Raw genomic sequence first — 26,701 nt, 5'->3', positions numbered from 1 at the left:
AGGCGGGCCAATCCCTAACCCCGAAGACGGTGCGCGGCAATCGGTCCTTTGGCGAGCGTGGACGATGACGACGGTTCTCGGCATTGAGACGAGCTGCGACGAGACGGCCGCGGCGGTGGTGCGCGCCGCCAAGAACGCGCCGAGCGGCGAAATCCTCGCCAATGTCGTCTACAGCCAGTTTGCCGAGCATGCCGCTTTCGGCGGCGTGGTGCCGGAGATCGCCGCGCGTGCCCATGTCGAAAAGCTCGACGGGGTGATCGCGGGCGCGCTGGAACGGGCCGAAACCGGCTGGGACCGGATCGACGCGGTGGCGGCAACGGCCGGACCGGGGCTGATCGGCGGACTGATCGTCGGCACGATGACGGCCAAGGCGATCGCGATGGCGCGCGGCAAGCCGTTCGTGGCGGTCAATCACCTCGAGGGGCATGCGCTGACCCCGCGCCTGACCGACGGGCTCGCATTTCCCTATCTGCTGCTGCTCGTATCGGGCGGACACACGCAGATGCTGCTGGTGCGCGGGCTCGGCGATTACGAACGCTGGGCGACGACGATCGACGACGCGCTCGGCGAAGCCTTCGACAAGACGGCCAAGCTGCTCGGCCTGCCCTATCCGGGCGGCCCGCAGGTCGAGGCGCGCGCGGCGCGGGGCGACCCGGCGCGCTTCGACCTGCCGCGCCCGCTCAGGGGCGAAGCGCGGCCCGATTTTTCGTTTTCGGGACTGAAGACCGCGCTGCGCCAGCGTGCCGGCGAACTGGGCACGCTCGGCGACACCGACATCGACGATCTTTGCGCCTCGTTCCAGGCTGCGGTGGTCGACACGCTGGAGGATCGCGTGACGCGCAGCCTGCAGCGATACCGAAACGAGATCTCCGCGCCCAATCCGACGCTGGTCGTCGCCGGCGGCGTGGCGGCCAATGGTGCCATCAGGTCCATGCTCGAGGCGCTTTGCCGGGTGCACGGCTTCGCCTTCTTCGCTCCGCCCATGGCGCTGTGCGCCGACAATGCCGCGATGATCGCCTGGGCAGGGCTCGAACATTTCCGCCAGGGCGCGAGGACGCCGCTCGATGCGCCGCCGCGGCCGCGATGGCCGCTCGATGAGGCGGCCGCGCCGCTGATCGGCGCGGGCCGCAAGGGGGCCAAGGCATGAGCGTGGCGGTGATCGGGGCGGGTGCCTGGGGCACGGCGCTGGCAGCCGCCATGGCGCGCGGCGCGGCGCCGTGCACGCTGTGGGGGCGCGATGGCGGCGTCATCGCCGAAGTCAACGCCAGACGCCGCAACACATACTATCTTGGCAATATCGAACTGCCCGCGGCCATCGGTGCGACGACCGATGCCGCCGAAGCGCTGGCCGGCGCCGAGCATGTGCTGTTCGCGGTTCCGGCGCAGACACTGCGCGCCGTGCTTGGCGAAATGGCCGGCCGTGTGCCACCGGGCGCGCTGCTGGTCTCCTGCGCCAAGGGCATCGAGCGCGAGACCGGGCGGACGATGACCGAGGTCATGGGCGAGATCGCGCCGGGCCACCGCCACGCCGTGCTGTCCGGACCGAGCTTCGCCGCCGATGTGAGCGCCGGCCTGCCGACCGCGGTGACGGTCGCCATGGACGATCTGGAGGCCGCGCTGGCGGCCAGCCGGGCGCTGTCGCGGCCGGGCCTGCGCTGCTATGCGAGCGACGATCCGGTCGGGGTCGAGCAGGGCGGAGCGCTCAAGAACGTGCTGGCGATCGCCGCCGGCATCGTCGACGGGCGCCGGCTCGGCGCGAGCGCGCTGGCGGCGCTGACGACGCGGGGATTTGCAGAAATGTCGCGGCTCGCCATGGCGCTGGGCGCCCGGGCGGAGACGCTGTCCGGCCTGTCCGGGCTGGGCGACCTGATCCTGACCTGCGCGTCGGCGCAGTCGCGCAATTTCACCTATGGTCGGGCCATCGGCCGCGGCGAGGATCCATCCGGGCTGAAACTGGCCGAGGGCGTGCCCACGGCGGCCATCGCGGACCGGATCGCGCGCCAGCACGGCATCGACGCGCCGATCATCGCCACGGTGGCGGCGATCCTTTCGGGCAGGCTTGACGTCGACATCGCCATCGCGACATTGCTGGCGCGCCCGATCCGACCCGAACTTCGACAAGGATGACCATGGCCCAGTACTGGCTCTTCAAATCCGAACCGTTCAAGTGGTCCTGGGAGCAGCAGAAGGCCAGGGGCGCGGCGGGCGAGGAATGGGACGGCATTCGCAACTACCAGGCGCGCAACAACATGCGGGCGATGAAGCTGGGCGACAAGGCGTTCTTCTATCACTCCAACGAGGGTCTTCAGATCGTCGGCATCGTCGAGATCTGCAAGGAGATCCATCCCGATTCGACCACCGACGATCCGCGCTGGGAGTGCGTGGACGTCAGGGCGGTGTGCGACATGCCGCAGCCGGTGACGCTCAAGGCGGTCAAGGCCAATCCCAGGCTCTCGGAGATGGCGCTGGTGACCTCCATGCGGCTTTCGGTGCAACCGGTCACCGAGGACGAGTGGCTCGAAGTCTGCCGCATGGGCGGCCTCGACGATCCACCCAGATGACCGTGTCCCGATGACCGTTTCCGGGCGAGCGTGCCCGTGCGGACCGCGCGCGTGCGACCGCGATCGGCGCCTTGCTCGCCGGTTCGGCCGGCTGATGCGTGAGGCGCGGGCTTGATTCGCGCGCCGGTGCGGCGTTTCATCGCACAGGGGCGATGGCGGTGGAGGAGACGGCCATGGAATTTGCGGGAATGAACTATCTCGCCGTCGGGCTTGCGGCATTGGCGGCCTTCGTGTTCGGCGCGGTCTATTACGGCGCGCTGTCCCGGGCCTGGATGAAGGCGGCGGGCCTGACGCCCGAGCAGGCGGCATTCACGCCGACCCTGTTCGTGACGACGGCGGTGAGCCTGCTTGTCATGGCCTATGTGCTGGCGGGCGTGATCGGCCATCTGGGCGATGGCCGGGTGACGGTGCGAAACGGCGTCATTTCCGGGGGGCTGGTGTGGCTCGGCTTCATCATCACGGCGATGCTGGTCAACCACCGCTACCAGGGCGCGCGCTGGGACCTGACGCTGATCGACGGCGCGCACTGGCTGATCGTGGCGCTGCTCATGGGCGCGGTGATCGGCTTCATGGGCGTGTGATCACCCGCACACGGCGATGCGGGTGTGCCGGTCCATGCGGGCCAGCAGCCAGACAAGATCGTCCCGCGCAAGGGCGATGCAGCCGGCCGTTGGCGCATAGCCGGGCCGGACAAGATGCATGAAGATCGCCGAGCCGGCATTGCGCCGGCGACCCGGAACCACGTTCCAGTCGAGCACGACGCAGATGTCGTAGAGATGGTCGGTCCGCCATATCGTCTCGTGCGAGGCGACAAAGGGCAGGCGCACGGGCCGGTTGTAGGCGGGATGGCCGGGCGCATCGCACCAGCCATCGGTGTGCGCTGTCCGTCGCACGGGCAACGCCGTGGCCGGCCGTCCTCCGCGATCGGCCCGCCAGTAGGCCCACAGCGGGCGCAGCACGGCGTAGCCAGGGGTTGCGCCGTCGCCCTCGCGCTTGCGCGTGGTCGTGCCGCTGCGCCCCAATGCGCAGGGCAGCACCCGACCGCCGGCGGCGAGCAGGCCGATGCTCGGCCGGCCCGGCGCGCGCCGCACCACCAGCCGGCGCAGCACGGTGCGCCCGATCGGTCCGGTTGTCGTGGTGCATTCGGGCATGGCCCGCTCATACACGCAAAGTTGAGCATTTGTTGAGATCACTTTTGTCGCTAAGATGCCAAAACGGCGGGCGAAAAGGCCGTCAGGGACGATTCGCTGCGGGCGCGGCCCGAAGCTCAAGGGGTGCAAGATGACGACACGGACGCTGTTGCTGGTCGATGACGACGACGATCTGCGCGATGTCCTCGTCGAGCAATTGTCGCTGTACGAGGAATTCGACGTCATTCAGGCCCAGACCGCGGCCAAGGGAATCGAGGCGGCGCGGTCGGCCATGATCGACCTGATCGTCATGGATGTCGGCCTGCCCGACATGGACGGGCGCGAGGCGGTCAAGATCCTGCGCAAGGGCGGGTTCAAGGCGCCGGTGATCATGCTGACCGGGCACGATACCGATTCGGACACGATCCTGGGGCTGGAGGCCGGCGCCAACGACTATGTCACCAAGCCCTTCAAGTTCGCCGTGCTGCTGGCGCGTATCCGCGCGCAGTTGCGCCAGCACGAACAGAGCGAGGACGCGACCTTCGCGGTGGGCCCCTACACCTTCACGCCGAGCCAGAAGATGCTGATCGACGGCAATGGCAAGAAGGTGCGCCTGACCGAAAAGGAAGCGGCGATCATCAAGTATCTTTATCGCGCCGGCGCACAGGTCGTCACGCGCGACACGCTGCTCGAGGAGGTCTGGGGCTACAATTCGGGCGTGACGACGCACACGCTGGAAACCCATGTCTACCGGCTGCGCCAGAAGATCGAGCGCGACCCCTCCAACGCGGCGATCCTGGTGACCGAAAGCGGCGGCTACAAGCTGGTACCGTGAGCCCAACGGGGCAGCCGGACGCCGTGCGAACCGCCCGGCCGAACCGATCCCGGCGCGTGCATCGCCTCCGCAGCGCTCGCCGATGCGGATGCCGGGTTTGGCGGGTCACTGGTAACGCATTGATTTGAGCGGGGCTTTCGATCCGCCAATCGATGTCGGAAGGTCCCGGTGGCCCTGGCATCGGATGCGAAACTGGCTCGACGCGCAGATCGACTTGCCGGGGGCGGCGCTCCCCTTTTTATTTCTGCTACGCTCATGTAACAGCTTGATTCGCAAACGATCGGGGGCGGGGCGGTTCCGTGACGCTCGAAGATGACATACGCGCCCTTTCGGCCGCAACGCTCTTTGAGCATCTGGACCAGGATCAATTGCGGCTCCTGGCTTTCGGCGCGGAGCGGGTCCAGTTGACCGCCGGGCAAACGCTCTACGTCCAGAACGATCCGGCCGAATGCGGCTATGTCATCGTGCGTGGCGAAATCGACCTGACGCGGCGCATTCGCGGCAAGGACGTCGCGCTGGACACGGCCGCCGCCGGAGAGGTGCTCGGCCAGTTCGCGCTGATCACCGAAACCGAGCGCATGACCGGAGCGGTTGCCAGGACCGATGCCGAACTGTTCCGCGTGAGCCGATCGATCTTCAAGCGCATGCTCGGCGAGTATCCGGACACCGCGCTCGCGATCCACGACATCATGCGCGACGAACTGTCGGCCTTTCTGCGCCGGATCACCGAACTCGAACGCAGCTTCCGCAAGTCCGTCGATCTGTAGGTCGCGAGCCGAGCGGATCCGCGACAGCCCTGCCGGCCTCCGTGTCCGCGACGTCAGGCGCCCAGCGCGAAACGGGCGATCACCGGCACGTGATCGGACGGCTTTGGCCAGCCGCGCGCCTGGGTGAGAACGCGCAGGTCAGACATTGGCGAGACCAGGTTCGGCGTGCCCCAGATGTGGTCGAGCCGGCGGCCGCGGTTGGAGGCCTGCCAGTCGCGCGCCCGATAGCTCCACCAGGTATAGAGCTTTTCCTCGGGCGGGATGCGCGTGCGCATCAGGTCGGTCCAGCCGGCCTTCCGCCGCAAGTCCTCCAGCGTCTCGGTCTCGACCGGCGTGTGGCTGACCACCTTCAGCAGTTGCCTGTGCGACCACACATCGTTCTCGAGCGGGGCGATGTTGAGATCGCCGACCAGAAGCGCGGCGTCATGGGTGCCCGCATCGGTCGTCACGCAGCGCATTTCCTCGAGGAAATCGAGCTTGTGCGCAAATTTCGGGTTCACATCGCGATCGGGCTCGTCGCCGCCCGCCGGAACGTAGAAATTGTGCAGGCGAATGCGCCGACCGGCGATCTCGACGACGCATTCGACGTGCCGCGAATCGCCGATCCCGCAAAAGCTCCGGCACTGGATCTGTGCCAGCGGCAACCGCGAAAGCGTGGCGACACCGTGATAGCCCTTCTGCCCGTTGAGCGCGATGTGCTCGTAGCCGAGCTTGCGGAACGGTGCGGCGGGAAACTGGCCGTTCTGGCACTTGGTCTCCTGCAGGCACACGATGTCGGGTTCATGCTCGAGCACAAAGCGCTCAAGAAGGCCCTGGCGCAGCCGCACGGAGTTTATGTTCCAGGTGGCAACGGTCAGGGTCGAGGACGCGCGCAATTCCGGCTCCATGCGGCAGTGAGGCTTTGCTGGACCGGATCTGTAGGCAACGGGGCGCGGGCCGGCAAGCGGGGGACCCGGCGCGACCGGTGCCGCGCACAGCTTATCGCGTGCGGCACCGATGGAACGCAGATGCCGCTATCGGGCCGTTAGCGGCTCGCGCGCTCGCGGCGGATGCGGTTGTAGTCGATCTCGAAGGTGTCCGGGCCGAAGGTCACGCCCTTGCGGACATTGTAGATCATCACCGTGGTGTCCTGGCCCTTGGCGTCGCGGATCGTCCACTGACGCAGATCGTAGCTCTGCGGGTCGAACATCATGGTGATCTGGCTGTCGCCGAAGACCTGCTTGTCCTGCATGACGATGGTGGTCAGATCGTCGTCCTCGGTGACGCTGACGACGCGGCCGCCGCCAAGGTCGATGCGGTCGCCAAGGATCAGATTGAGCGGGGTCTTGCCGAGCGGATAGATGTCCCAGGTGCTGAGCTTCTTGTTGTTGACCACGACGTTGTCGCCATCGGCCACCACGCGGATGTTGGACGGCTCCTCGTAGAGGAACAGGACGCGGCCCGGGCGCTCGATGAAGAAACGGCCGCCGGTCTGTTCGCCCGACGGTCCGAACTGGACGAACTCGCCCATCATTGTGCGCACACGCGTGAAATGGTTGGCGATTTCCTGGGCAGCGCCGGGCGCCTGGGCAAGGGACGGGCCGGGCAGGGCAAGCGTCGCGGCGGTGCCGATGGCGGCCGCCAGCGCGGCGCGGCGGCTCAAACGGGTAATGCGGGGCATGGTTTTCATCATCGGTCTTTCGGTCGGTTCTCGGACCCAGTTGATTGCAGGCGCTACGCAGACACTTTGGCTATCCTGTGGCGGGGCCGGGGCAATGTCGGTGCATTCGCTCACATGCCGGCCATCTGCTCGTCCTCGGACGGCACCAGGATCTCGCGCTTGCCGGCATGGTTGGCCGGGCTGATCACGCCCTCCTGCTCCATGCGTTCGATCAGCGTGGCGGCCCGGTTGTAGCCGATGCCCAGGCGGCGCTGGATATAGCTGGTCGAGGCCTTGCGGTCGCGGATCACGATGGCCACGGCCTGATCGTAGGGATCGGCGCCCTGCGCATCGCCATCGGAGGCGCCGCCGCCCGCGCCGCCATCGCTCGCATCGTCCTCGTCCTCCTCGGTGACCGCTTCGAGATATTGCGGCACGCCTTGCGCCTTCAGGTGCCGGACGATGTCCTCGACCTCCTCGTCGGACACGAAAGGCCCATGCACGCGCTGGATGCGCCCGCCGCCGGCCATGTAGAGCATGTCGCCCATGCCCAGAAGCTGTTCGGCGCCCTGCTCGCCAAGGATGGTGCGACTGTCGATCTTGGAGGTGACCTGGAAGGAGATCCGTGTGGGGAAATTGGCCTTGATCGTGCCGGTGATGACATCGACCGAGGGCCGCTGGGTCGCCATGATGACATGGATGCCGGCGGCGCGCGCCATCTGCGCAAGGCGCTGAACCGCGCCCTCGATGTCCTTGCCGGCGACCATCATCAGGTCGGCCATCTCGTCGATGATCACGACGATATAGGGCATCGGCTCCAGATCGAGGGTCTCGGTCTCGTAGATCGCCTCGCCGGTGTCGCGGTCGAAACCGGTCTGCACGGTGCGGCTGAGCTGCTCGCCCTTGCTTTCGGCCTCGCGGATGCGCGCGTTGAACCCGTCAATGTTGCGCACGCCGAGCTTGGACATGTTCTTGTAGCGGCTCTCCATCTCGCGCACGGTCCATTTGAGCGCGACGACGGCCTTCTTGGGATCGGTGACGACCGGCGTGAGCAGATGCGGTATGCCGTCATAGACCGACAGTTCGAGCATCTTGGGATCGATCATGATCAGCCGGCACTGCTCGGGCGTCATCTTGTAGAGTAGCGACAGGATCATGGTGTTGATCGCCACCGACTTGCCCGAACCGGTGGTGCCGGCAACCAGCAGGTGCGGCATCTTGGCGAGGTCGGCGATGACCGCCTCGCCATTGATCGTCTTGCCCAGCGTCAGCGCCAGCTTGGCCTTGGACTTGTCGTAGTTCTGCGAGGAGATCAGTTCGCGCAGATAGACGGTCTGGCGCCGCTCATTGGGCAGTTCGATGCCGATCGCGTTGCGGCCGGGCACCACGGCGACGCGCGCGGCAATCGCGCTCATCGAGCGGGCGATGTCCTCGGCGAGCCCGATGACGCGCGAGGACTTGATGCCCGGCGCCGGCTCCAGTTCATAAAGCGTCACCACGGGGCCCGGACGGACCTGGATGATCTCGCCGCGCACGCCGAAATCCTCGAGCACGCCCTCGAGCAGGCGTGCATTCTGTTCGAGCGCGTCGTCCGACAGCGTCTCGTCGCGTCCGACATTTTTCGGCTCGACCAGAAAATGCACCGAGGGCAGTTCGAAGCCGGTCTCGGGGATGAGCGAGGCCTGCGCCTGGCGCTGCACGCGCACGCTCGGCTTGGGTGGCGGGGCCGGCGCGGCGACACGCGATGCGCCCTGGTCGGGCGCCGGTTCGCTCGCGGCGGGCGCGGCGGCCTGCGGCGCCGGCGCCGGCTGGGGCGCCCAGTCCTCGACGCCGCGCCATTGCTCGGCCGTTGCCATTTCGTCCTCGGCGGGCGGCGCGGGCGGGATGCGCGAACCGGGGCGCTCGATCAGCACCGGCTGACGCGGCGGCGGCGCCTCGGGCGCGGCCATTGCCGGTTCGTCGTGCCGAAGCTGACTTTCGTGTCGCTTGCGCCGCCGCGCGGGCAGCAGCCGGCGCAGATTGGCGCGAAACGCGTAAAAGGCATGCATGAGCGCGCCGATGGTGATCAAGCTCGCGCCGTCCGGGCCGTCATCGGCATCAGCATCGGCATCGGCATCTGCCGGCCGGCCCTCGGCCGCGGCCGGCGCGCGCGATGCGGGCCGTCGCCAGCCATAGCCGGCGGCAATCGCCAGCAGCAGGCCGGCCATCGGCGCAAGCAGCAGCGCGATGACGAACGCGGCAAAGCCGGTCGGATATCCGCCCAGGAACAGCGCCGGCAGACGCAGCACCATGTCGCCGAGCGCCCCGCCCAGGCCCGATGGCAGCGGCCAGCTCGCCGGCGCGGGAATGCAGCCGATCGCGGCGGCGGCGAGCAGAACGCCGGCCAGCCAGGCACCCAGGCGCCGCGCGGCGAGATCGGGCACGGCCTGGCGCAGCAATGTCACGCCCCAAAAGCCGATCGGCGCCAGTGCGGCGAGCGCACCAAGGCCGAAGAACTGCATGGCCAGGTCGGCGGCGACCGCGCCCGGATAGCCCATCAGATTGGTGACCGGCGCGTCGGTGGCGTGGCTCAGGCTGGGGTCTGCGACGTTCCAGGTGGTCACCGCCGCGATCAGGAATGCGCCGAAGGCCAACAGCGCGGTCCCGCCCGCACGGCGGCCCTGGCGGCGCAGCCAGGCCGGCACCGGCCAACGCGATGCCCGCCGGTCCATGTCCATCTCGATCGCACCATTGGTGCTGTGGCCGCTGAGCGAAGGGTTTGCTGCGCGGTTGGCCGGCATGCGTTGCGTCCTGGTCGTGCCAATCGGGTCGGTTTGCCGCCACAGTAGGCGGGGATGGTAAAGGGGGCATTAACCATCTGCGCGGCGCGCGCTCGCCGGCTCTCATCATCCCCGGGAGACGTCCCGGAGGCCCGGTGGGCGGGGCGTGCGGCGGGCCGGAAGTCGAAACAAGACGGCCGCTGGCGGCAAAAAAAGGCCCGGTCGCAGGGACCGGGCCAGTTGGTGTGATGGAAACCATCACGACGGGATCGTTGTGACGAAGGCGGGGCCGGGAGGAGGATGGCCCCGCCTTCGAGCCGAATTCTCCGGTGACTAGGCCCGGGTGAATTCGGGATAGCCCTCCACGCCCGTTTCGGACATGTCCAGACCGTTCATCTCGTCTTCCTCGCTGGCACGCACGCCCAGCGTGGCCTTGAGCACGAACCAGATCACGAAGGAGGCGACCAGCGTGAACACGCCATAGGCGACGATGCCGACAAGCTGCACGCCATAGCTGGCATCGGCGTTGGAGAACGGCACGATCAGCGTGCCCCAGATGCCGGCGAAAAGGTGCACAGGGATGGCGCCGACGACATCGTCGATCTTCAAACGGTCGAGCATCGGCACGGTGAAGACCACGATCGCGCCGCCCACGCCGCCGATCAGGATCGCCTGCCAGACCGCGGGCGCCAGCGGTTCGGCGGTGATCGAGACGAGGCCGGCCAGTGCACCGTTGAGCACGATGGTCGTGTCGACCTTCTTGTACAGCAGTTGCAGCAGGACCAGCGTCGTCACCACGCCCGCGGCGGCGGCCAGGTTGGTGTTGGCGAAGATGCGGCTGACGTCGGTGACATCGCCGATCGTACCCATGGCCAGTTGCGAGGCGCCGTTGAAGCCGAACCAGCCCAGCCACAGGATGAAGGTGCCCAGCGTCGCCAGCGGGATCGACGAGCCCGGCAGTGGCGAAACGCCGCCCTCGGACGGGAACTTGCCGCTGCGCGCGCCGATGACGATGGCACCGGCCAGGGCCGCCCAGCCGCCGACCGAATGGACGAGGGTCGAACCGGCGAAGTCGGAAAAGCCCATCTCGGCGAGCCAGCCGCCGCCCCACTGCCAGGAGCCGGCGATGGGATAGATGAAGCCGGTCAGCAGAACCACGAAGATCAGGAACGGCCACAGCTTGACGCGCTCGGCCACCGTGCCCGAGACGATCGAGGCGGCGGTTGCGACGAACACCATCTGGAAGAACCAGTCCGAGGCCGTCGAATAGCCGGTATCGAGGGCGTCGCCACCGACCGGGTCGAACGAATAGGTGCCGAACGAGCCGATATAGCCGCCGTCGACACCGGTATACATCAGATTGTAGCCAACCACCCAGTACATCAGGCCGGCGATCGAATACAGCGAGATGTTCTTGAGCGACTGCATGGAGACGTTCTTGGACCGCACCAGGCCCGCTTCGAGCATGGCAAATCCAGCCGCCATCCACATCACCAGAAAGCCGCCCATCAGGAACAGCAGCGTGTTGAAGATGTATTGCACCTGAGGCGAGGGCGCACCGCCGGCCGCGTCGGCGGCCGCCTCGGCCGTTTCGGCGGCCTCCTGAGCGAGGCCGGGCTCGGCGAACAGCACGGCTGCCGCAAGACCGGTCCATCCCAGAGTTGCAAGTTTTGTCTTGGTCATGGGTTCAGAACTCCTAAGGATACCGAAGCCGCATCAAAGCGCTTCTGAATCGGTTTCGCCGGTGCGGATGCGAACGGCCTGGTCGATTGCGTGAACGAAGATCTTGCCGTCGCCGATCTGGCCCGTCTTGGCGGCGCCGGAGATGGCTTCGACCACCTTGTCGACCATGTCGTTATCGACCACGACTTCGACCTTGAGCTTCGGCAGGAAACTGATGGCGTATTCGGCGCCGCGATAGATTTCCGTGTGGCCCTTCTGACGTCCGTAACCCTTGACTTCAGTCACGGTCAGGCCCTGAACGCCAAGCCCGGTAAGCGCTTCGCGCACCTCGTCGAGCTTGAAGGGCTTTATGATAGCCATGACTATTTTCATGCGCTTTCTTCCCCGTTTGGTTTGCCACGACGACCCCATGCCGCTCGCGGTAGGCCACAGGTGCCAAACCACGGCACGCTGCGTCGCAACATGCCGATTCACACCGCGTGCCAATTCGGCAACGGATTGATATTCATGAGAAAATCGAGCGCTTGCCCGACAAGAAGGCAATCATTCCGCCGGCAAGTGGCTAGAGAATAGGCAGATTGTGGCGTTTGCCTGAATTTTGAGCATCAGCGTGGCCGGATCAGCCCCTCCTGGGCCACCGAGGCCACCAGCAGGCCCTCGCGCGTGTAAAGGCTGCCGCGGGTGAAGCCGCGAGCGCCCGATGCATTGGGGCTGTCCTGGGTATAGAGCAGCCAGTCGTCGAGCCGGTTGGGCCGATGGAACCACATGGCGTGATCGAGGCTTGCCACCTGCAGATCGCGATCGAAGATCGAGCGGCCATGGGCGAACAGCGATGTGTCGAGCAGCGTCATGTCGGACAGATAGGCGAGCACCGCCGCCTGTACGGCGCGGTCGTCGGGCACCGGTCCGGTGGCGCGCAGCCACACGTTCTGGAACGGCGGCAGGGTCTCGCGGCTCAGATAGTGGGTCAGCGAGACCGGCCGCAACTCGATCGGCCGCTCCCGGCCCCAGTAGCGGCGCACGTTTTCGGGCACCTGGTCGATGAAGGTGGCGATCAGGTCCTTTTCGGCGATCAGCGCGTCGGGCGCGGGCACGTCCGCCGGGGCGGGCATGAAGTGATCAAGGCCCGGTTCGTCGATCTGGAACGAGGCCGACAGCGAGAAGATCGCGCGCCCGTTCTGCTCGGCGACGACGCGACGCGTTGTGAAGCTGCCGCCGTCGCGGATCAGATCGACCGTATAGTCGATCGGCACGGACGGATCGCCCGGGCGCATGAAATAGCAGTGCAGCGAGTGCACGAAGCGCTCGCGCCCCACGGTGCGCTGGGCGGCGACGAGCGCCTGGCCGATCACCTGGCCGCCGAACACGCGCTGCCAGCCGACCTGCGGGCTGCGGCCGCGGAAGTGGTTCGCGTCGACGCGCTCCAGATCGAGGATCGACAAGAGTTCTTGCATTGCCTTGGACATGCGCGATTCCGGTGACGATGAAGGCGATGCCCGGGCACGGGCGCAGAAATCGGTTTGTGTGACCGCTTGCCGCCTTGCTACAGGGGCGTGACGGTTTCATCAAGCAGCGTGGCACGAGACAAGGGCAGCGAACCAATGAGCAAGTCAGCCAAGCCGAAATCCGATAGCCCCGGGCGGTCGTCGGCAATGCGCGCGGCGGCGCCGCCGAGTTGCGACGTTTTCGTCGCCGGCGGCGGCTATGTCGGGCTGGCGACCGCGCTTGCCGTCGCCGCCGGAGCGCCGGACCTCAAGGTCGTCGTGGCGGATGCGGCGCCCCAGGGCGTTTGGGAGCGGGACGGGCGCGCCTCGGCCATCGCGGCCGCCGCCTGCCGGATGCTGGAGGCGCTGGGCTGCTGGGACGATCTGAAGCCGCACGCCCAGCCCATGACCGAAATGATCGTCACCGACAGCCGCGCCGCCGACCCGGTCCGGCCGGTCTTCCTGACCTTCGACGGCGAGGTCGAGCCGGGCGAGCCGTTCGCGCACATGCTGCCGAATGTCGAACTCGTGCGGGCGCTGCGGCGGCGCTGCGCCGAGGCGGGCGTGCAGATCGTGCAGGGCGTCGGGGTCACCGGCCTTGCGGGCGCCGGTGGCACCATGACGGTCGATCTGGCCGATGGGCAAGTGGTACGGTCCCGCCTGCTCGTCGCCTGCGACGGCGTGCGCTCCAGGCTGCGCGACATGGCCGGCATCAGGACCGTGCATTGGGATTACGGCCAGTCGGGCATTGTCGCCACCATCGCCCATGAGCGGGCGCATGGGGGACGCGCCGAGGAGCACTTCCTGCCGGCCGGACCGTTCGCCATCCTGCCGCTGACCGGCAACCGGTCCTCGATCGTGTGGACCGAGACCACGCGCCAGGCCGAGCGCCTGCTGGCGGCCGATCCGCTGACCTTCGAGCACGAGCTCGAAATGCGCTTCGGCCTGAAGCTCGGCGCGATCGGGGTCGAGGACGGCCCGCGCGCCTATCCGCTCGGGCTGACGCTGGCGCGCGACTTCGTCAAGGAGCGTTTCGCGCTTGCCGGCGATGCGGCGCACGGCATCCACCCGATCGCCGGCCAGGGGCTCAATCTGGGCTTCAAGGACGCGGCGGCGTTGGCCGAAACGCTCGTCGACGCGCACCGGCTCGGCCAGGACATCGGCGCGCTCGACGTGCTCGAGCGCTACCAGCGCTGGCGCCGCTTCGACACGCTGCAGATGGGCGTGACCACCGACGTGCTCAACCGGCTGTTCTCGAACGATCTCGCGCCGGTGCGCGCCGCGCGCGATCTCGGGCTCGGCCTGGTCGACCGGATGCCGCAACTCAAGTCCTTCTTCATCAAGCAGGCCGCCGGACTGTCCGGCGCGGCCCCACGGCTGCTGCGGGGGCAATCGGTCTGACGGTCGGCGCGCTGGCTCTTGCCAGCGTCCCTTGATGGGGTTGACCCATCGTGCCGGGGCCGGTGCGGGCGGATTTCCGGACGGCGGGTGCCCGGCGCGTCGACGCGCCTGCCCGTCGCCCCGCTACGGGGATTGCGCACTTGTCCTTGCGGATCGTCCCACGGGCCGACAGTCGGGCTGATTGCATCGCGTCACCGAGCGCGCTACCCCGCGACCAGCCGCTCCATGCGGCCGAAGGCTTCGGCCAGCACGGGCGGCTCGTCCAGCGCGTGGCCGAGCGCGATGCCGCCCTGCCATTCGCACACCACCGAGCGCGCCCGGCCGAGCGCCAGCGAAGGGCGCATGCCGGTGCGCACCAGTTCACCGGCGATGAAGCCCGTCAGGATGGTGAAGCTTTCGGCCGCGCGGGTCGAGGCGGCGGGCGCGTCGGCGCGGAAATCGCGCGCCGCCGCCGCGATCGGACAGCCATGGGCGAGCCGCGAGCCCTGCCCGGTGCGCAGCCGGTCGATGAGCGTCTTGAGCCGGCGACGCGGATCGGGCTCGCTGACCGAGACCTCCTCGACGAGCGCCTCGGTCTGGCCGACGAACATCTCGGCGACCGCCATTGCGAGATCGGCCTTGGTCTTGAAATAGTAGTAGACATTGCCGACGGGTACGCCGGCCGCCCTGGCGACATGGGCGATGGAACTAGCGCTGTAGCCGCGCTTCCAGAACAGATCGGCGGCCGCCTGCACCAGCGCCTCGCGGCGCGCGCGGCCGCGCATCTGCCCGCGCGGGCGGTCGCCTGCCTGCTCGGCCGGCTGGGCGGCGCTCACAGGTTCTCCTCCTTCAGCGACCTTGCCTCCGATGGCAGCAGGATGGGCACGCCGCCGCGTACCGGATAGGCAAGGCCGGCATGATCGGAAATCAGCTCGTTCGTTTCGGGATCGTATTCGAGCGGCTTCTTGGTCAACGGGCAGACCAGAAGTTCGAGCATCAAGGGGTCCATTTCGCCGTGCCGATCGAAATGGTCCCTGGCGGCGTCCGCGTCCGTCGCCGCATCGGCGTCCTCGGCGGCGGGCTCGTCGGGTTCGTGCGGTTCGGCGGCGGCGCCCATCATGAAAAGGACCGAATCAGTGCGAATGCCCGTTCAGCCTACTGCAAGGTGCGCGCATAATCATCACTGTCACGCGCCAGCGACATTTCGGTGATCGCGACCAGCGTCTCGGCACGGCTCTTCAGGTTGGGCGCCTCCAGCAGCGCCTGCTTTTCGGCCGCGCCATAGGGCGACATGACCGACAGCGCATTGACCAGCGAGGCATTGTCGGCCTTGTGCACGCTGTTCCAGTCGGCCTCGAGCTGGTTGGCATCGAGATAGGCGCGGAAGGCGGCGAGCAACTGCTCGCGGTCGACATCGGTGCCTTCATCGCCGTCGCCCAGATCCGAGGCGAATGGCGCGATGCGGCACTGGCGGAACGGGGTCGTCACGTCCAGTTCCTCGATGATGCGGTAGCGGCAGATGCCTTCCAGCGTGATCAGATAGCGCCCGTCGCCGGTCTCGCTGTAGGCGGTGATGCGCCCCAGGCACCCGACCTTGCACAGATTGGGCTTTTCGGGGCGGCCCAGGTCGCCGCTGAAGGCCGGCTGCACCATGCCGACGACCCGGTTCGACTTCAGGGCCGTGTCGAACATGGAAAGATAGCGCGGCTCGAACAGGTTGAGCGGCAACTGGCTGCCCGGCAGAAGCAGCGCCCCGGACAGCGGGAAGACGGGCACCACCGCCGGAATGTCGTCGACGTCGCTGTAGTTCGCGTTGCCTGCCTTCATGCGGTCACCAGGTGATTGTGTTGTCCCTCGGCCCTAGATGGAGCGCTGGCGCGCCCCAGCAAGGGCAATTCGCGGCCCGGCAGGCGCGCCGACGCCGTCCGGACGGTTCAGCGGAACAACAGGCTCGACAGCTTGCGCCGTGCCTTGACCGTGGCCGGGTCGGTCTGGCCCCAGGCCTCGAAGAACTTCAACAGTTCGGCGCGGGCGCCGTCGTCGCGCCATTGCCGGTCCGCCTTCATGATCGCCAGCAGCTGGTCCGCGGCGGCCTCGCGCTCGCCGCGCGCGTTGAGAATCTGTGCCAGATCGAAGCGCGCCTCGTGGTCGCCGGGGTCGGCGGCGAGCCGCGCCTCCAGCGCCGCCGGATCGCCGATCTTCTCGACCTTTTCGGCCAGTTCGAGCTTGGTGCGCACCGCCGCCAGCTCCGGCGCGCCCCTGATCGACTCGGGCGCCTGATCGAGCATGTCGCGGGCGCGCTCCGCCTGGCCGTGATCGGCCATCAGCCCGGCCATGGCGCCATAGGCGGCCGCGTTTTCCGGATCCTGCTGCAGCACCATGGCATAGATCTGCGCGGCGCCGTTGAGATCGCCCTGCGCGGCGGCCTGGCCGGCCTGTTCGAGCGCCTCGGCGACCGCCGCGCCCTGCGCGCCGCCGCCCGACATCTTGATCAGCTTTTCGATGAAGGCGGTCACCTGGCTTTCGGGCAGGGCGCCCATGAAGCCGTCGACGGGCTGGCCGTCGACGAAGGCGAGCACCGCCGGAATCGACTGGATGCCCATCTGGCCGGCAATGGCCGGGTGCTCGTCGATGTTCATCTTGACCAGCTTCACCTTGCCGCCGGCCTTGGTCACCGCTGCCTCGAGTGCCGGCGTGAGCTGCTTGCACGGCCCGCACCAGGGGGCCCAGAAATCGATCAGCACCGGCTGGCTGCGCGACTGCTCGATCACGTCGGCCTGGAAGTCGGCGGTCGTGGTGTCCTTGATCAGCGGCCCCGATGCGGCCGCACCGCCGGCCAGCGGCGCCGGTCCGGGCGCCGGCGAGGGGGCCTCGAAGCCGACCGTGGTTTCGCCGTAGCCGCCCGAATTGCCGCCCGGGGCGAATGGATTGTTCGTCGCGTTCATGATGTCGCCTGCCTTCGCATCCCCCGATGCATCGCCTGCATCGATCTCAAGCGCTTATGTCGCCTCCTCGCCGGCCAGTTTCAAGACGTTGAAATCATGTCCGACCGCTTCGACGAAGCGTCGCATCTGCGCCGGGGTGATCGCCGTTGTCGCATCGTTGCGCAAGGGGTGCGCGTGGATCACCCGCTGGTCCATCAGCGCCGCATCGAAGATCAGCGTCACCGCCCTGTCCTTGTCGTTGATGATGCCGAACGGCGTGACCGCGCCCGGAACGACGCCCAGAAGCGCCATCAGCGCGTCGGCCCCGGCAAACGACACCCGCCCCGAAGCGCCGATCCGGCGGTGGATGGACTTCAGATCGACGCGGCCATCCTCGGGCACGGTCAGCAGGAAGTGGCGACCCTTACGGTCCTTGACGAACAGGTTCTTGGTGTGCGCGCCGGGCATCGAATCGCGCACCTGCTGCGATTCGGCGACGGTGAAGACCGGCCGGTGCTCCACTGTCCGGGCATCGATACCCAGCGAATCGAGGTATGCCAGCAACGCGCCGCTATTGCGGGCGGGCGAGCCCGTGGCGGCGGGCGGATCGGTTCGGGCGTCGACCATGGCGGCCTTGGTTCCACAGCGCGGCCCTGTCGTCAACCGCAGGCAGGTGCGGCCGGCCGAACCCGCGTGCCGGCACCGCTGCCGGCCATTGCCCGGTGCCATGTGTCCATCGCCAGGGCGCGGCGCGCCGGGCGCGCCAGACCCGGACCGGCGGCGCGTTCGCGCGTGCGAGCGCTGCCGAAACGGTTGCGGCCGACGCCCCAGATCGGGCTTGCATTCACCTTGCGCTTGCGCCATATAGCGGCGGTTCGGCCGGTCCGGCCGCGAGCGGGCGTAGCTCAGGGGTAGAGCACAACCTTGCCAAGGTTGGGGTCGTGAGTTCGAATCTCATCGCCCGCTCCAGTCTCCCAGATTGCAAAGCGACGGTTACTGGCGTGTCTTTGGCTTGCGGGCATTTCGATGCGCGCGGGATTGATGGCCTGGCGGCGAGACCGACGCGCCGAGTTCACCCCCGGAACCGACCTATGTCGCGACTGCGGCGGGGTCGGCCTGGAAGACGACGAGACATCGGCCCTGGCTCGCCTCGCTCCCGCTCAGGGTCTCGACGATCAGGGTGAGGTAGCGGCGCTCTTCATCATGGCCCACGATCAGGTCGTCGCGCACGAGCCGCTCGCCCCAGGTCAGCACCTTCGAGACGGCCGACTTGATGTCCACGGCCAGTTCGGTGCGCGCCATCGCGGCCAGATTCGCCTTCGGCCGGCCGCGCGGCAGCTCGAGGAAGGCGCCGGTGCCGGCCCAGGCTTCGAGAATCTCGAAGTCGGCATCGACGATGACATAGGCCGGCATGTAGCGCTCGAGCAGTCTATGCGCGGTGCGCAAGGCCGGATCGGCCGCGGCGGGGCTGGCGGCCTCGTCATGCCCTTGCACCTCCGGATCGCGCTTGAGGTTTCCGAGGCGATTGGGCGTTGCCAAGCCCTTCTGCGGGCAGTCGCCGACGCCGCCATCCTTCGGCTAGGGCCGGCGTGGGGCATCCGCTGTCAGCGCCTGGAGACAATACGGGTCGTGCGCACGAACTCCTGCCTGCGTGCCGGAGCACCCTTTCATGTCGGTAGGGCTGGCCGGTCTGTCCGGCAGCTCATGGTGCCAACTCTGCTGGTCCCAGCGCGGCCGGAAAGGTCACCGGGTCCGCCGGCTACGCCAAGGCCGTTCCGGCGATGCCGTCCCGCACGGTCAGGACCGCATCGACCAGATTACGCGTCGCCTCGGCACCGGGCCGCGAGAACAGGTCGGCCGGCCGGCCGGTTTCGACGATACGACCCGACGCCATCACCGAGACGCGGCTCGTCGTATAGGCGACGACCGACAGGTCGTGGGCGATCAGGATGAGACTCAGACCGAGCTCGTCGACCAGATCGCGCAGCAGGTTGAGGACCTGCGCCTGGATCGACACGTCGAGCGCCGAAACCGGTTCGTCCGCGACCAGAACGCGCGGCTCCGGCATCAGAGCGCGGGCTATGGCGATACGTTGGAGCTGACCGCCCGAGAACTGGTGCGGGTACTTTTCGAGCGCCTGTTCGTCAAGCCCGACCTGTCCGAGGACCGTTCGCACGCGCGCACGATGATCGCCCTCGATCCGCAGGCTGCGCAGCGGCTCCATCAAAGCGGTGCCCACACGCATGCGCGGATCGAGCGAACTGCGCGGATCCTGAAGCACCATCTGAACAGAGCGGCGGAACCGATGTCGACGGTCGGCGGTCATCCTTCCAACGTCTTCGCCCTCGAACGTCACGACGCCGGAAACCGGCGCTTCGATGCCGATCAGCAGGCGGGTGAGCGTCGACTTGCCCGAACCGGATTCGCCGACGAGGCCGACCGCCTCGCCCGGTCGGACGTCAAAGTCGACCTTGTCGAGCGCCGTCAGGACCGGACGTTTTTCGAACAGTCGCGCGCGGTTGAGCCTGTAAGTCTGCGTTACCCCGCAGGCGGCAAGGACCGGTTCACTCGATCTTGTCACGACGTCCGCACTCATGCCGCATTGGTCCCGGTAAGCGTGCCTTCAAGCGGATGCCAGCACGCCGCCCGGCGGCCGCCACCGTCCAGCATCGGCGCTTCGCGCCGGCAACGGTCGTCGGCACGCGGGCAGCGCGGATGAAACGCGCAACCAGCAGGCAGGCCGTCGAGCGGCGGAACCATGCCCGGAATCGACGGCAAGCGAGACGACCCGTCAATGGCGATGTTGTCCATGGTTGGCTGGGAGTCCAGCAGGCCGCGCGTATAGGGATGGCGCGGCGCCGTGAATACCTCGGAAACCGGTCCCATCTCGACAATCCGTCCGGCATACATCACCGCCACTGTCTCGCACATGGCAGCGACGATCGGCAGGTCGTGCGTGATCATCAGCAATCCGCACCCGCGCTCTGAGACCGCCTCATTGAGCAGGCGAAGCACCTGTTTCTGGACGGTCACGTCGAGCGCTGTCGTGGGTTCGTCGGCGATGATCAACTGCGGATAACAGGCGAGCGCCATCGCGATCATGACGCGCTGGCGCTGGCCACCGGACAGTTCATGCGGATAGGCGTGCATGATGCGCTCGGGGCGCGGCAGTCTCATCTGCTGGACCAGCGACAATGCCTGCTGCCCGGCCTCGTTCGAACCGACACCCTTGTGGCGCCGGATCACCGAGGCGATCTGGTGGCCGACACGGCGCACCGGATTGAGCGCCGAAAGCGGGTCCTGAAAGACCATCGACAGTGTCCGCCCGCGCCGGCGCGACAACTGGGCGTCCGACAGCTTGGTGACGTCGACACCATCGTGCAGAATCTCGCCCTGTGCGCGCAGTCCGACCGGCAGCAATCCCATCAGCGACAGGGCAGTCAGCGTCTTGCCCGAACCCGATTCTCCGACAAGTCCCATCCGGCCGCCGGCCGGAATGGTGAACGAGACTCCGCGCACGGCTGTGAGTCCGCCGGCCCGCACATGGAGGTCGCGCACCTGAACCGCTGGCACCGCGCTCATGAGCGCCGCCCGTTCAGCTTGGGATCGAGCACGTCGCGCAGCCCGTCGCCCAGCAGGTTGAGACCCAGCACCACCAGGACGATGGCCAATCCGGGCCACATGGCGAGCGGCGATGAAACGCCGACCTGCTGCTGTGCCTCGTTGAGTATCAGCCCCCAGGACATGGACGGCCGGCTGACGCCGACGCCGAGGTAGGAAAGACTCGATTCGACCAGAATGCCGACCGCGAAGTAAAGGGTGAACTGCACGATCATCACGCCGGCAATGTTGGGCACGACGTGTCGAGCCAGGATGAAGATGCGATCGCGGCCGTAAAGGCGCGCGGCGGTGATGTAGTTCTCCTCCAGCACCGTAAGGGCGGCCGATCGGATAACGCGCGTGAACGAGGGCGTGAAGAAAGCAGTCAGCGCCAGGATCGTGGTTCCGGCTCCGGAGCCGATCGTCGCCGCCAATACGAGCGCGGTTACGATGCCAGGTATCGACAGCAGGACGTCGGCGCCACGCATGATCGTCTCGTCCACCAGCTTGCCCGACGAGGCGGCGGCCAGGCCGGCGATCGTGCCCAACACCAGAGCGATGGCCGCGCCGCCAACGCCGACCAGTAGCGAAGTCTGCGCGCCGACCATCAATTGCGAGGCGATGTCGCGACCGAGTACGTCGGTGCCGAACAAATGTCCCGGCGAACCGAAGGGCAGAAGCCGATTGCGCACATCGGGCATGTTCGGATCGTGCGGCACGTAGAAGAACGAGACGAGCGCAATAATGAAGAAGACACTGGTCAGGGCCAACCCCACGAGTAGCGAGGCATTGCTGATGCGCCGCCGTCGACGCCGATGCGGAGATGCTTCGGGCACTGTTGCGTTCTGGTTGGAGGTGTCGGCTTGAGGCATGGCTGAATTGGCTCTATCCGGCGACGCGTATGCGGGGATCGAGCAGACCGTAGAGCAGGTCCACGACCAGGTTGACGAACATGACGAAGACGATGATCAGCATGACCGTCGACTGAACGACGATGACCTCGCGCGCGGCGACATTAGACAGGATCATGCGGCTCAGCCCAGGCAAGGAAAACACGGTCTCGATGATCACCGTGCCGCCGATGAGTTCGGCGATGAGAAGCCCCAGAAATGTCACGATCGGCAGTGCGGCGTTAGGCAGGCCGACCGTCAGCAGCGCGCGCGTCTGACTCATGCCGGTGGCCCGCGCAGTGCGCACATAGTCCTGGTTCATGACGTCAAGCACGGCCGTGCGGACATACCGGCTCAAAGACGCCGCCATGACGAGCCCGAGCGCCAGCACCGGCAGCACGAGCGACTGAATGGCGCCGAGCACCGAGACATTCCATGGCGTCCAGCCGCCGGTCGGCAGCCAGCCGAGCTGCACACCGAACAGCAGCGACAGCAGGACGCCGGCCCAGAATACCGGTACGGCAATGCCGATCTGGCTGATCAGGGCGATCAGGGTGCCCGAGGATCGGCCGGCATTGCGCGCCGCGTAGGTGCCGGCCGGAATTGCGATCAGGATGGCGAGCACAAGACCGGCGCCGGCCAACGGCACCGAAATCGGCAGTCGCGAGACGACAAGGTCGGCGACGCTCTCGCCGGTGCGGAATGATTGGCCGAGATCGCCGCCCATCATGCCGGTAATCCAGTCGAGATACTGCACGGCCCATGGCCGGTCGAGACCGTATTCGGTTGCCAGTGCGTTGATCGCCTCGGGGCTGGCATCGCGGCCGAGCACGACGGCGGCGACATTGCCGCCAGCGGCCCTGATCAGGACGAAGATCAGAACCGAGGCGATGAACATCGCACCAATGAAGAATGCCAGCCTTCGCAGCACATAGTGCAAAAGCATGTGTCGGAGTTCCCCTGTTCGGCAATGCCGGCCATGGCTTATGGCCGCCGGCATCGATGCCGGCGGCCGCGTCTACGTCGCTCGCGCCTGCTATTGCCAGGACATCGGAGCGAATTCGATCGCTACGCCGACGCGCGGCTCGATGAAGCCGACGAGATCGGGGTGATACAGTCCGACGCCCGCCTTGGCGATGATCGGGATGATCACTGCATCCTCGCGCAAGATCGCGGAGGCTTCCTTCATATGCTTGACATATTCCTCCTGCGACAGAGCTTGGTCAGCCGCGGCTAGCGCCTCGGTATACTCGGCGCTGCAATAGGTGCTCCAGCCGCCGTTCTGGGGATCCGAGCATGCCCATTGGGTCGGCTCACCCGGACCAGCCATGATCGTGACGTCGAACTGCGGCGGACGGCCCTGGAAGATGAGCTGCGAATAGCGGGCCAGATCCATGGCATTGCGCTCGACCGTGAAGCCAGCAGCCTGCATCAGCGGGATCATCAGATCGGCGGGCAGCGACAGATCCGGAACGTCGCTGAGCGAAGCGTATTCAAGTGGTATGTCGCCCCAGCCGTTCTCGGCGATGCGGGTCATGGCTTGTTCCATGTCATACGGATACGGACAGGATTCCTCGCTTGCCGGCTCGTACCAGGGATAGTGCGGCAGCCCGAAGGTGCACGTGTTTTCCACACCCCACGGCGCGCCGAACGCATCGTTGAATGCCTGACGGTCGAGCGTCATCGCAATCGTCTTGCGTATCTCGTGGTCGACATTGGAGTTGACCACCGCATAGGTCGGCTCTCCAGCCTGTGGAAACGTCACCAGCCGATAGGCTTCGTCGAGTCCGCGATTGACGATCTGCTCCCACAGATCGACGGTGTTGACCGGCGAAGCGTCGATCTCGCCGGCCTCGATGGCGTTGAGGCCGGCCGTGCCATCGGTGATGATCCTGACCGTGACGCTGGTGATCTCCGGCTGCTCACCCCAATATTCGGGGTTGGCCTCGAACGCGATGTGGCTGTTGGAGACATATTCCGTGATCCGGTATGGTCCCGAACCAATCGGCTTGGTTGCGATTTGGTCGGCGGCGGCCTGTGGCTGGATCAAGCCGGCAACGTCGCCCATTCCCCGCCAGAAGTTCTGGCTGGGACGCGACAGGGTCACCCTGACCGTCCGATCGTCGAGCTTTTCGATGTCTTCCACTGCGTGATGGGCGGCGGCGTTCGAAACGACTGGGCTCTGGCTCATCGCCTCGAGCGAGTAGATCACGTCCTCTGCCGTGATCGGCGAACCGTCAGAGAAATTGGCTTGGCGAATGGTGAAAGTGTAGGTCTGTCGATCGTCGCTGATTTCCCAGGATTCGGCGACGCCCGGAGAGACCGTGCCGTCGGCATTGAAATAGACGAGCGGCTCCATGACATTGCCCGGCACCCACAGGCGCAAAGCGGTCAGATTGCTCTTGACGTAGTCGAGCGTGCCGGGATCCTGGCGCGCGGCGAGGACAATCGCAGCATCGTCAGCGCGCGGCGAGTCGGCCACTTCGGCCAGGGCTGGAGTGGCTGGCAACGCGACGGCAATGGCCATGGCCGCTGCGGCGAGTGCTGTCGACTTGCGTCGGCGTCGCAATTGGATCCGATGATACATGGTTCAACTCCTCCTTATCGGGATGTGTTTGCAAGAGTCAGGCTTCACAGGACGCCATCGCGCTTGAGCGCGCGCACCGAGGCGGCCGCGGCGGCAAGCGTCTGTTCGACGACATCGGCATCGTGCGTGCTCGACATGAACCAGGCGCCACGCTCCAGAAGTCGCACGCCGCGGTGGAGCATGGCGGTACAGAAGGCGCGATAAGCGGCCTTGTCCATGCGGGCCAGTTCGCGGTAGTCACGCGCCGGCGCGTTAAGTCCGAATGCGACGTGGAAGATCTGCGGAAAACCCTTGACGCTGGCGGTGACACCCTCGGCCGCAAATAGCGCGCGCAAGCCTTCCATAAGCGCCGTTCCCCGCTCTTCGATTGTGGCGAACAGTTCGGGGGTTAGCGCTTTGAGCGTGGCGGCCGTGGCGGCCATTGAAACGGGCTGGGAATTGTACGTGCCGCCATGCAGGACGCCTTGCGTGCAAAGCTCCATCAGGTCGGCGCGACCGGCGATCGCCGCCACCGGAAAGCCGTTGGCAATGGCCTTGCCGAAGGTGGCAAGGTCCGGGGTGACGCCGAGCCGTTCCTGGGCTCCGCCGGGCGCCAGGCGGAAACCCGTGATCACCTCGTCGAAGATCAGGATCGTGCCTGTGTCGGTGCAGGCCTGGCGGACGCCTTCAAGATAGCCATCGCGCGGGTGAATGGCACCGGCATTGCACATTGCCGGCTCCATGATGACGGCGGCGACATCCTCATCAGCCAGGCGGGCCCGGACCGCTTCGAGATCGTTCCAGGGCAGAACCGCAAGCCCCTGTGCACCGCTGTCGAGTTGGCCTTTGCTGCCTGCAACCAACTGCGGCGCATTGGCGGGGCCTGCGTGGTCGGCGGGCGGGGCGACCGACCATAGGACGTTGTCGAACCAACCGTGGTAGTGGCCCTCGAACTTGAGCACGGTCTGGCGGCCGGTCGCCGCACGCGCCAGTCGCAGGGCGCCCTGGATCGCCTCGGAGCCCGAAGTGTTGAAGCGCATCCGCTCGGCGCAGGGGACGAGCTTGCACACAAGGCGCGCCGCTTCGGCCTCGATCGACGTCTGGCCGGCGAAAAGGATGCCGCGTTCAAGTTGCGCATTCACCGCCTCGATAACCGGCGACGGGCGGTGGCCGAGGATCATCGGCCCCATGCCGAGATAGAAGTCGATCAGCCTGTTGCCGTCGATGTCGTAGAGGAACGGACCGTCGCCGCGCTCGATGACCAGAGGCGTCGGCGCCATGCCGAGCCGGAAGTTGCTGCTGACACCGCCGGGCATAACCGCCTTGTTGTTCTCGATTTCCTGCGAAGACCGATCGAAGCTGTGACCGTTGTCGCCGTCGGCCGTGCGCTGGGCGGGTTGCTCCTGGGCATCCATCGAATTTGTGTCCCCTGTCCTGTTGATTCGGTGAAGGCGGCCGGCCGTCATGCAACGACCGGCATCGCCGGTCGGCTGGGTGCCGTGGCAGTCACGGACGATTGAACGAACGGATCGATGCCGCGAAGCCGCTCGACCAGAAGCGCGGCATGACGTTGCGTGACTTGTCGATCGAAACGCGCCACGGGGCCGGCGATGCTGACCGCGGCGAGAACGCCGCCATCGGGTCCGAAGACCGGAGCGGCCACGCAGGCGCTGCCGGTCTCGTTCTGCTCGAACTCCGTAAACCAGCCGCGCCGCCGCCCTTCGTCCAGCTGCGCCTCGATTTCGGCCGGATCCGTCACTGTCCGCGGCGTCAGGGCCGGCAATGGCCCGAGCGCAAAGATTGCGCGGCGGAATGCCTCGCTGTGCCACGCCAGAAGGGCGCGTCCGCATGCGGTCGAGTGATAGCTGGCGCGGGTGCCTGAATAGGACGATACGCGCAGCGAGCGGCTGCCCTCCAGGCTTTCGACGATGATGGCATCGGTCGGGCATGGCAGCGCCAGATTGACGGTCTCCCGGGTTGCGGCGCTCAGCGCAATCAGATGGGGACGAAGTGCAGCCGCGATGTCGAGCCTGCGTTCGACCGCCTTGCCATAGGCGAGCAGGGCCAATCCGAGACGGTAGGCACCGCGCGTTGCGTCATGCTCGACGAGTCCGACGTCGACCAGTGCCCCAACCAGGTTGCTGGTCGTCGTCTTGGCCACGCCCAGCCTGTCGGCAAGATCGCGCAATGCAACCCATTCGCCCGCTCCCATGACATCGAGCAGGGCGGCGGCTCGGCCGATAGACTGAATGCGGGCTTCCAAGGCGATACCGAATGTTCAATATTGTTGAATACAATCCTCATATCGGCATCCATTGTGGATGGCTTCTCCGATACGAGCGCATTAATGCATCTGTCGGGCCGCTTGACAAGGCACTTTTCATCGGTTTCTGCTCCAACAAGAGGCACAGCAGTATTCAACATAATTGAATGAAGTTGACTTATGGGCAGCTTTTCAGCGAATTCTGCCGTTATTGACCAAT

The 26,701-nt window shown here is 66.8% G+C and carries 27 protein-coding genes and 1 tRNA gene; 8 read left to right on the top strand and 20 right to left on the bottom strand.

Annotated features, from left to right (window positions below; all coding sequences use genetic code 11):
• The first annotated feature begins 64 nt into the window (after nt 1-64).
• The 4 genes from tsaD to RBB34_RS09610 all read left to right on the top strand — a co-directional run bounded on the left by tsaD (nt 65) and on the right by RBB34_RS09610 (nt 3,142).
• On the top strand, nt 65-1,147 hold the full coding sequence (tsaD, locus tag RBB34_RS09625) for a tRNA (adenosine(37)-N6)-threonylcarbamoyltransferase complex transferase subunit TsaD (protein ID WP_306118997.1): 1,083 nt from the start codon (nt 65-67) through the stop codon (nt 1,145-1,147).
• The gene (locus RBB34_RS09620; RefSeq protein ID WP_306118996.1) at nt 1,144-2,127 is read left to right on the top strand and encodes an NAD(P)H-dependent glycerol-3-phosphate dehydrogenase; all 984 of its coding nucleotides are present in this window, start codon (nt 1,144-1,146) and stop codon (nt 2,125-2,127) included. Before tsaD ends, RBB34_RS09620 begins: the two co-directional genes overlap by 4 nt.
• 2 nt (nt 2,128-2,129) lie before the next feature.
• Nucleotides 2,130-2,561 carry an EVE domain-containing protein gene (locus RBB34_RS09615; RefSeq protein ID WP_306118995.1) on the top strand — a complete coding sequence of 144 codons (432 nt, stop codon included), beginning with the start codon at nt 2,130-2,132 and terminating at the stop codon, nt 2,559-2,561.
• 173 nt (nt 2,562-2,734) lie between these two features.
• Complete coding sequence (locus RBB34_RS09610; protein WP_306118994.1) at nt 2,735-3,142, top strand: DUF1761 domain-containing protein; 408 nt, start codon at nt 2,735-2,737, stop codon at nt 3,140-3,142.
• On the opposite strand, the gene RBB34_RS09605 is transcribed toward RBB34_RS09610, so the two are convergent.
• Complete coding sequence (locus RBB34_RS09605; protein ID WP_306118993.1) at nt 3,143-3,712, bottom strand: L,D-transpeptidase family protein; 570 nt, start codon at nt 3,710-3,712, stop codon at nt 3,143-3,145.
• Nucleotides 3,713-3,842: 130 nt separating this feature from the next.
• Between RBB34_RS09605 and RBB34_RS09600 the strand changes: the two genes are divergently transcribed.
• On the top strand, nt 3,843-4,526 hold the full coding sequence (locus RBB34_RS09600; RefSeq protein ID WP_306118992.1) for a response regulator transcription factor: 684 nt from the start codon (nt 3,843-3,845) through the stop codon (nt 4,524-4,526).
• Nucleotides 4,527-4,825: 299 nt separating this feature from the next.
• A complete protein-coding gene (locus tag RBB34_RS09595) occupies nt 4,826-5,293 on the top strand; it encodes a Crp/Fnr family transcriptional regulator (protein WP_306118991.1) in 468 nt (155 codons plus the stop codon).
• 53 nt (nt 5,294-5,346) lie between these two features.
• Here the strand turns inward: RBB34_RS09595 and RBB34_RS09590 are convergent, their stop codons facing one another.
• The 6 genes from RBB34_RS09590 to RBB34_RS09565 all read right to left on the bottom strand — a co-directional run bounded on the left by RBB34_RS09590 (nt 5,347) and on the right by RBB34_RS09565 (nt 12,840).
• Nucleotides 5,347-6,168 (bottom strand): exodeoxyribonuclease III, encoded by an 822-nt coding sequence (locus RBB34_RS09590; protein WP_306118990.1) that lies wholly within the window; start codon nt 6,166-6,168, stop codon nt 5,347-5,349.
• 149 nt (nt 6,169-6,317) lie between these two features.
• Nucleotides 6,318-6,953, bottom strand: coding sequence for an outer membrane lipoprotein carrier protein LolA (locus tag RBB34_RS09585; RefSeq protein ID WP_306118989.1), 636 nt, complete (start codon nt 6,951-6,953; stop codon nt 6,318-6,320).
• 110 nt (nt 6,954-7,063) lie between these two features.
• The gene (locus RBB34_RS09580; RefSeq protein WP_306119029.1) at nt 7,064-9,643 is read right to left on the bottom strand and encodes a DNA translocase FtsK; all 2,580 of its coding nucleotides are present in this window, start codon (nt 9,641-9,643) and stop codon (nt 7,064-7,066) included.
• Nucleotides 9,644-10,024: 381 nt separating this feature from the next.
• On the bottom strand, nt 10,025-11,374 hold the full coding sequence (locus RBB34_RS09575) for an ammonium transporter (protein ID WP_306118988.1): 1,350 nt from the start codon (nt 11,372-11,374) through the stop codon (nt 10,025-10,027).
• Between the two features lie 33 nt (nt 11,375-11,407).
• A complete protein-coding gene (locus RBB34_RS09570) occupies nt 11,408-11,746 on the bottom strand; it encodes a P-II family nitrogen regulator (RefSeq protein ID WP_306119028.1) in 339 nt (112 codons plus the stop codon).
• Nucleotides 11,747-11,979: 233 nt separating this feature from the next.
• A complete protein-coding gene (locus RBB34_RS09565; protein ID WP_306118987.1) occupies nt 11,980-12,840 on the bottom strand; it encodes an acyl-CoA thioesterase II in 861 nt (286 codons plus the stop codon).
• Between the two features lie 186 nt (nt 12,841-13,026).
• Here RBB34_RS09565 and RBB34_RS09560 point away from each other — a divergent pair, with 186 nt between their 5' ends.
• Nucleotides 13,027-14,259: a ubiquinone biosynthesis hydroxylase gene (locus RBB34_RS09560; protein ID WP_306119027.1), complete on the top strand. Its 1,233-nt coding sequence runs from the start codon at nt 13,027-13,029 to the stop codon at nt 14,257-14,259.
• A gap of 203 nt (nt 14,260-14,462) precedes the next feature.
• Here the strand turns inward: RBB34_RS09560 and RBB34_RS09555 are convergent, their stop codons facing one another.
• The 5 genes from RBB34_RS09555 to RBB34_RS09535 form a co-directional block, all read right to left on the bottom strand.
• Nucleotides 14,463-15,074 (bottom strand): TetR/AcrR family transcriptional regulator, encoded by a 612-nt coding sequence (locus tag RBB34_RS09555; protein ID WP_306118986.1) that lies wholly within the window; start codon nt 15,072-15,074, stop codon nt 14,463-14,465.
• Nucleotides 15,071-15,247: a Trm112 family protein gene (locus RBB34_RS09550; protein ID WP_306119026.1), complete on the bottom strand. Its 177-nt coding sequence runs from the start codon at nt 15,245-15,247 to the stop codon at nt 15,071-15,073. Before RBB34_RS09550 ends, RBB34_RS09555 begins: the two co-directional genes overlap by 4 nt.
• Before the next feature lie 146 nt (nt 15,248-15,393).
• Nucleotides 15,394-16,065 carry an LON peptidase substrate-binding domain-containing protein gene (locus RBB34_RS09545; protein ID WP_306118985.1) on the bottom strand — a complete coding sequence of 224 codons (672 nt, stop codon included), beginning with the start codon at nt 16,063-16,065 and terminating at the stop codon, nt 15,394-15,396.
• Between the two features lie 107 nt (nt 16,066-16,172).
• Nucleotides 16,173-17,183, bottom strand: coding sequence for a thioredoxin (gene trxA / locus RBB34_RS09540; protein WP_306118984.1), 1,011 nt, complete (start codon nt 17,181-17,183; stop codon nt 16,173-16,175).
• Nucleotides 17,184-17,237: 54 nt separating this feature from the next.
• Nucleotides 17,238-17,789 carry a prolyl-tRNA synthetase associated domain-containing protein gene (locus tag RBB34_RS09535; RefSeq protein ID WP_306118983.1) on the bottom strand — a complete coding sequence of 184 codons (552 nt, stop codon included), beginning with the start codon at nt 17,787-17,789 and terminating at the stop codon, nt 17,238-17,240.
• Nucleotides 17,790-18,056: 267 nt separating this feature from the next.
• Between RBB34_RS09535 and RBB34_RS09530 the strand changes: the two genes are divergently transcribed.
• Nucleotides 18,057-18,131 (top strand) — tRNA-Gly (locus RBB34_RS09530).
• Nucleotides 18,132-18,251: 120 nt separating this feature from the next.
• On the opposite strand, the gene RBB34_RS09525 is transcribed toward RBB34_RS09530, so the two are convergent.
• The 8 genes from RBB34_RS09525 to RBB34_RS09490 form a co-directional block, all read right to left on the bottom strand.
• Complete coding sequence (locus RBB34_RS09525; RefSeq protein ID WP_306118982.1) at nt 18,252-18,701, bottom strand: hypothetical protein; 450 nt, start codon at nt 18,699-18,701, stop codon at nt 18,252-18,254.
• Between the two features lie 220 nt (nt 18,702-18,921).
• On the bottom strand, nt 18,922-19,758 hold the full coding sequence (locus RBB34_RS09520) for a dipeptide/oligopeptide/nickel ABC transporter ATP-binding protein (RefSeq protein ID WP_306118981.1): 837 nt from the start codon (nt 19,756-19,758) through the stop codon (nt 18,922-18,924).
• Complete coding sequence (locus RBB34_RS09515) at nt 19,755-20,744, bottom strand: ABC transporter ATP-binding protein (protein WP_306118980.1); 990 nt, start codon at nt 20,742-20,744, stop codon at nt 19,755-19,757. Before RBB34_RS09515 ends, RBB34_RS09520 begins: the two co-directional genes overlap by 4 nt.
• Nucleotides 20,741-21,538, bottom strand: a complete 798-nt coding sequence (locus tag RBB34_RS09510; protein ID WP_306119025.1) for an ABC transporter permease — start codon at nt 21,536-21,538, stop codon at nt 20,741-20,743. The genes RBB34_RS09515 and RBB34_RS09510 overlap by 4 nt, the downstream gene beginning before the upstream one ends.
• 109 nt (nt 21,539-21,647) lie before the next feature.
• Nucleotides 21,648-22,598, bottom strand: coding sequence for an ABC transporter permease (locus tag RBB34_RS09505; protein WP_306118979.1), 951 nt, complete (start codon nt 22,596-22,598; stop codon nt 21,648-21,650).
• A 90-nt stretch (nt 22,599-22,688) separates the two neighbouring features.
• The gene (locus tag RBB34_RS09500) at nt 22,689-24,239 is read right to left on the bottom strand and encodes an ABC transporter substrate-binding protein (RefSeq protein ID WP_306118978.1); all 1,551 of its coding nucleotides are present in this window, start codon (nt 24,237-24,239) and stop codon (nt 22,689-22,691) included.
• Between the two features lie 44 nt (nt 24,240-24,283).
• Complete coding sequence (locus tag RBB34_RS09495; protein ID WP_306118977.1) at nt 24,284-25,633, bottom strand: aspartate aminotransferase family protein; 1,350 nt, start codon at nt 25,631-25,633, stop codon at nt 24,284-24,286.
• A 47-nt stretch (nt 25,634-25,680) separates the two neighbouring features.
• Nucleotides 25,681-26,481: an IclR family transcriptional regulator gene (locus tag RBB34_RS09490; RefSeq protein ID WP_306118976.1), complete on the bottom strand. Its 801-nt coding sequence runs from the start codon at nt 26,479-26,481 to the stop codon at nt 25,681-25,683.
• Nucleotides 26,482-26,701 lie beyond the last annotated feature (220 nt).

The sequence above is a fragment of the Roseitalea sp. MMSF_3546 genome (assembly GCF_030732865.1).
Taxonomy (GTDB): domain Bacteria; phylum Pseudomonadota; class Alphaproteobacteria; order Rhizobiales; family Rhizobiaceae; genus Roseitalea.
This window is presented reverse-complemented; position numbering and strand designations above follow the sequence as displayed.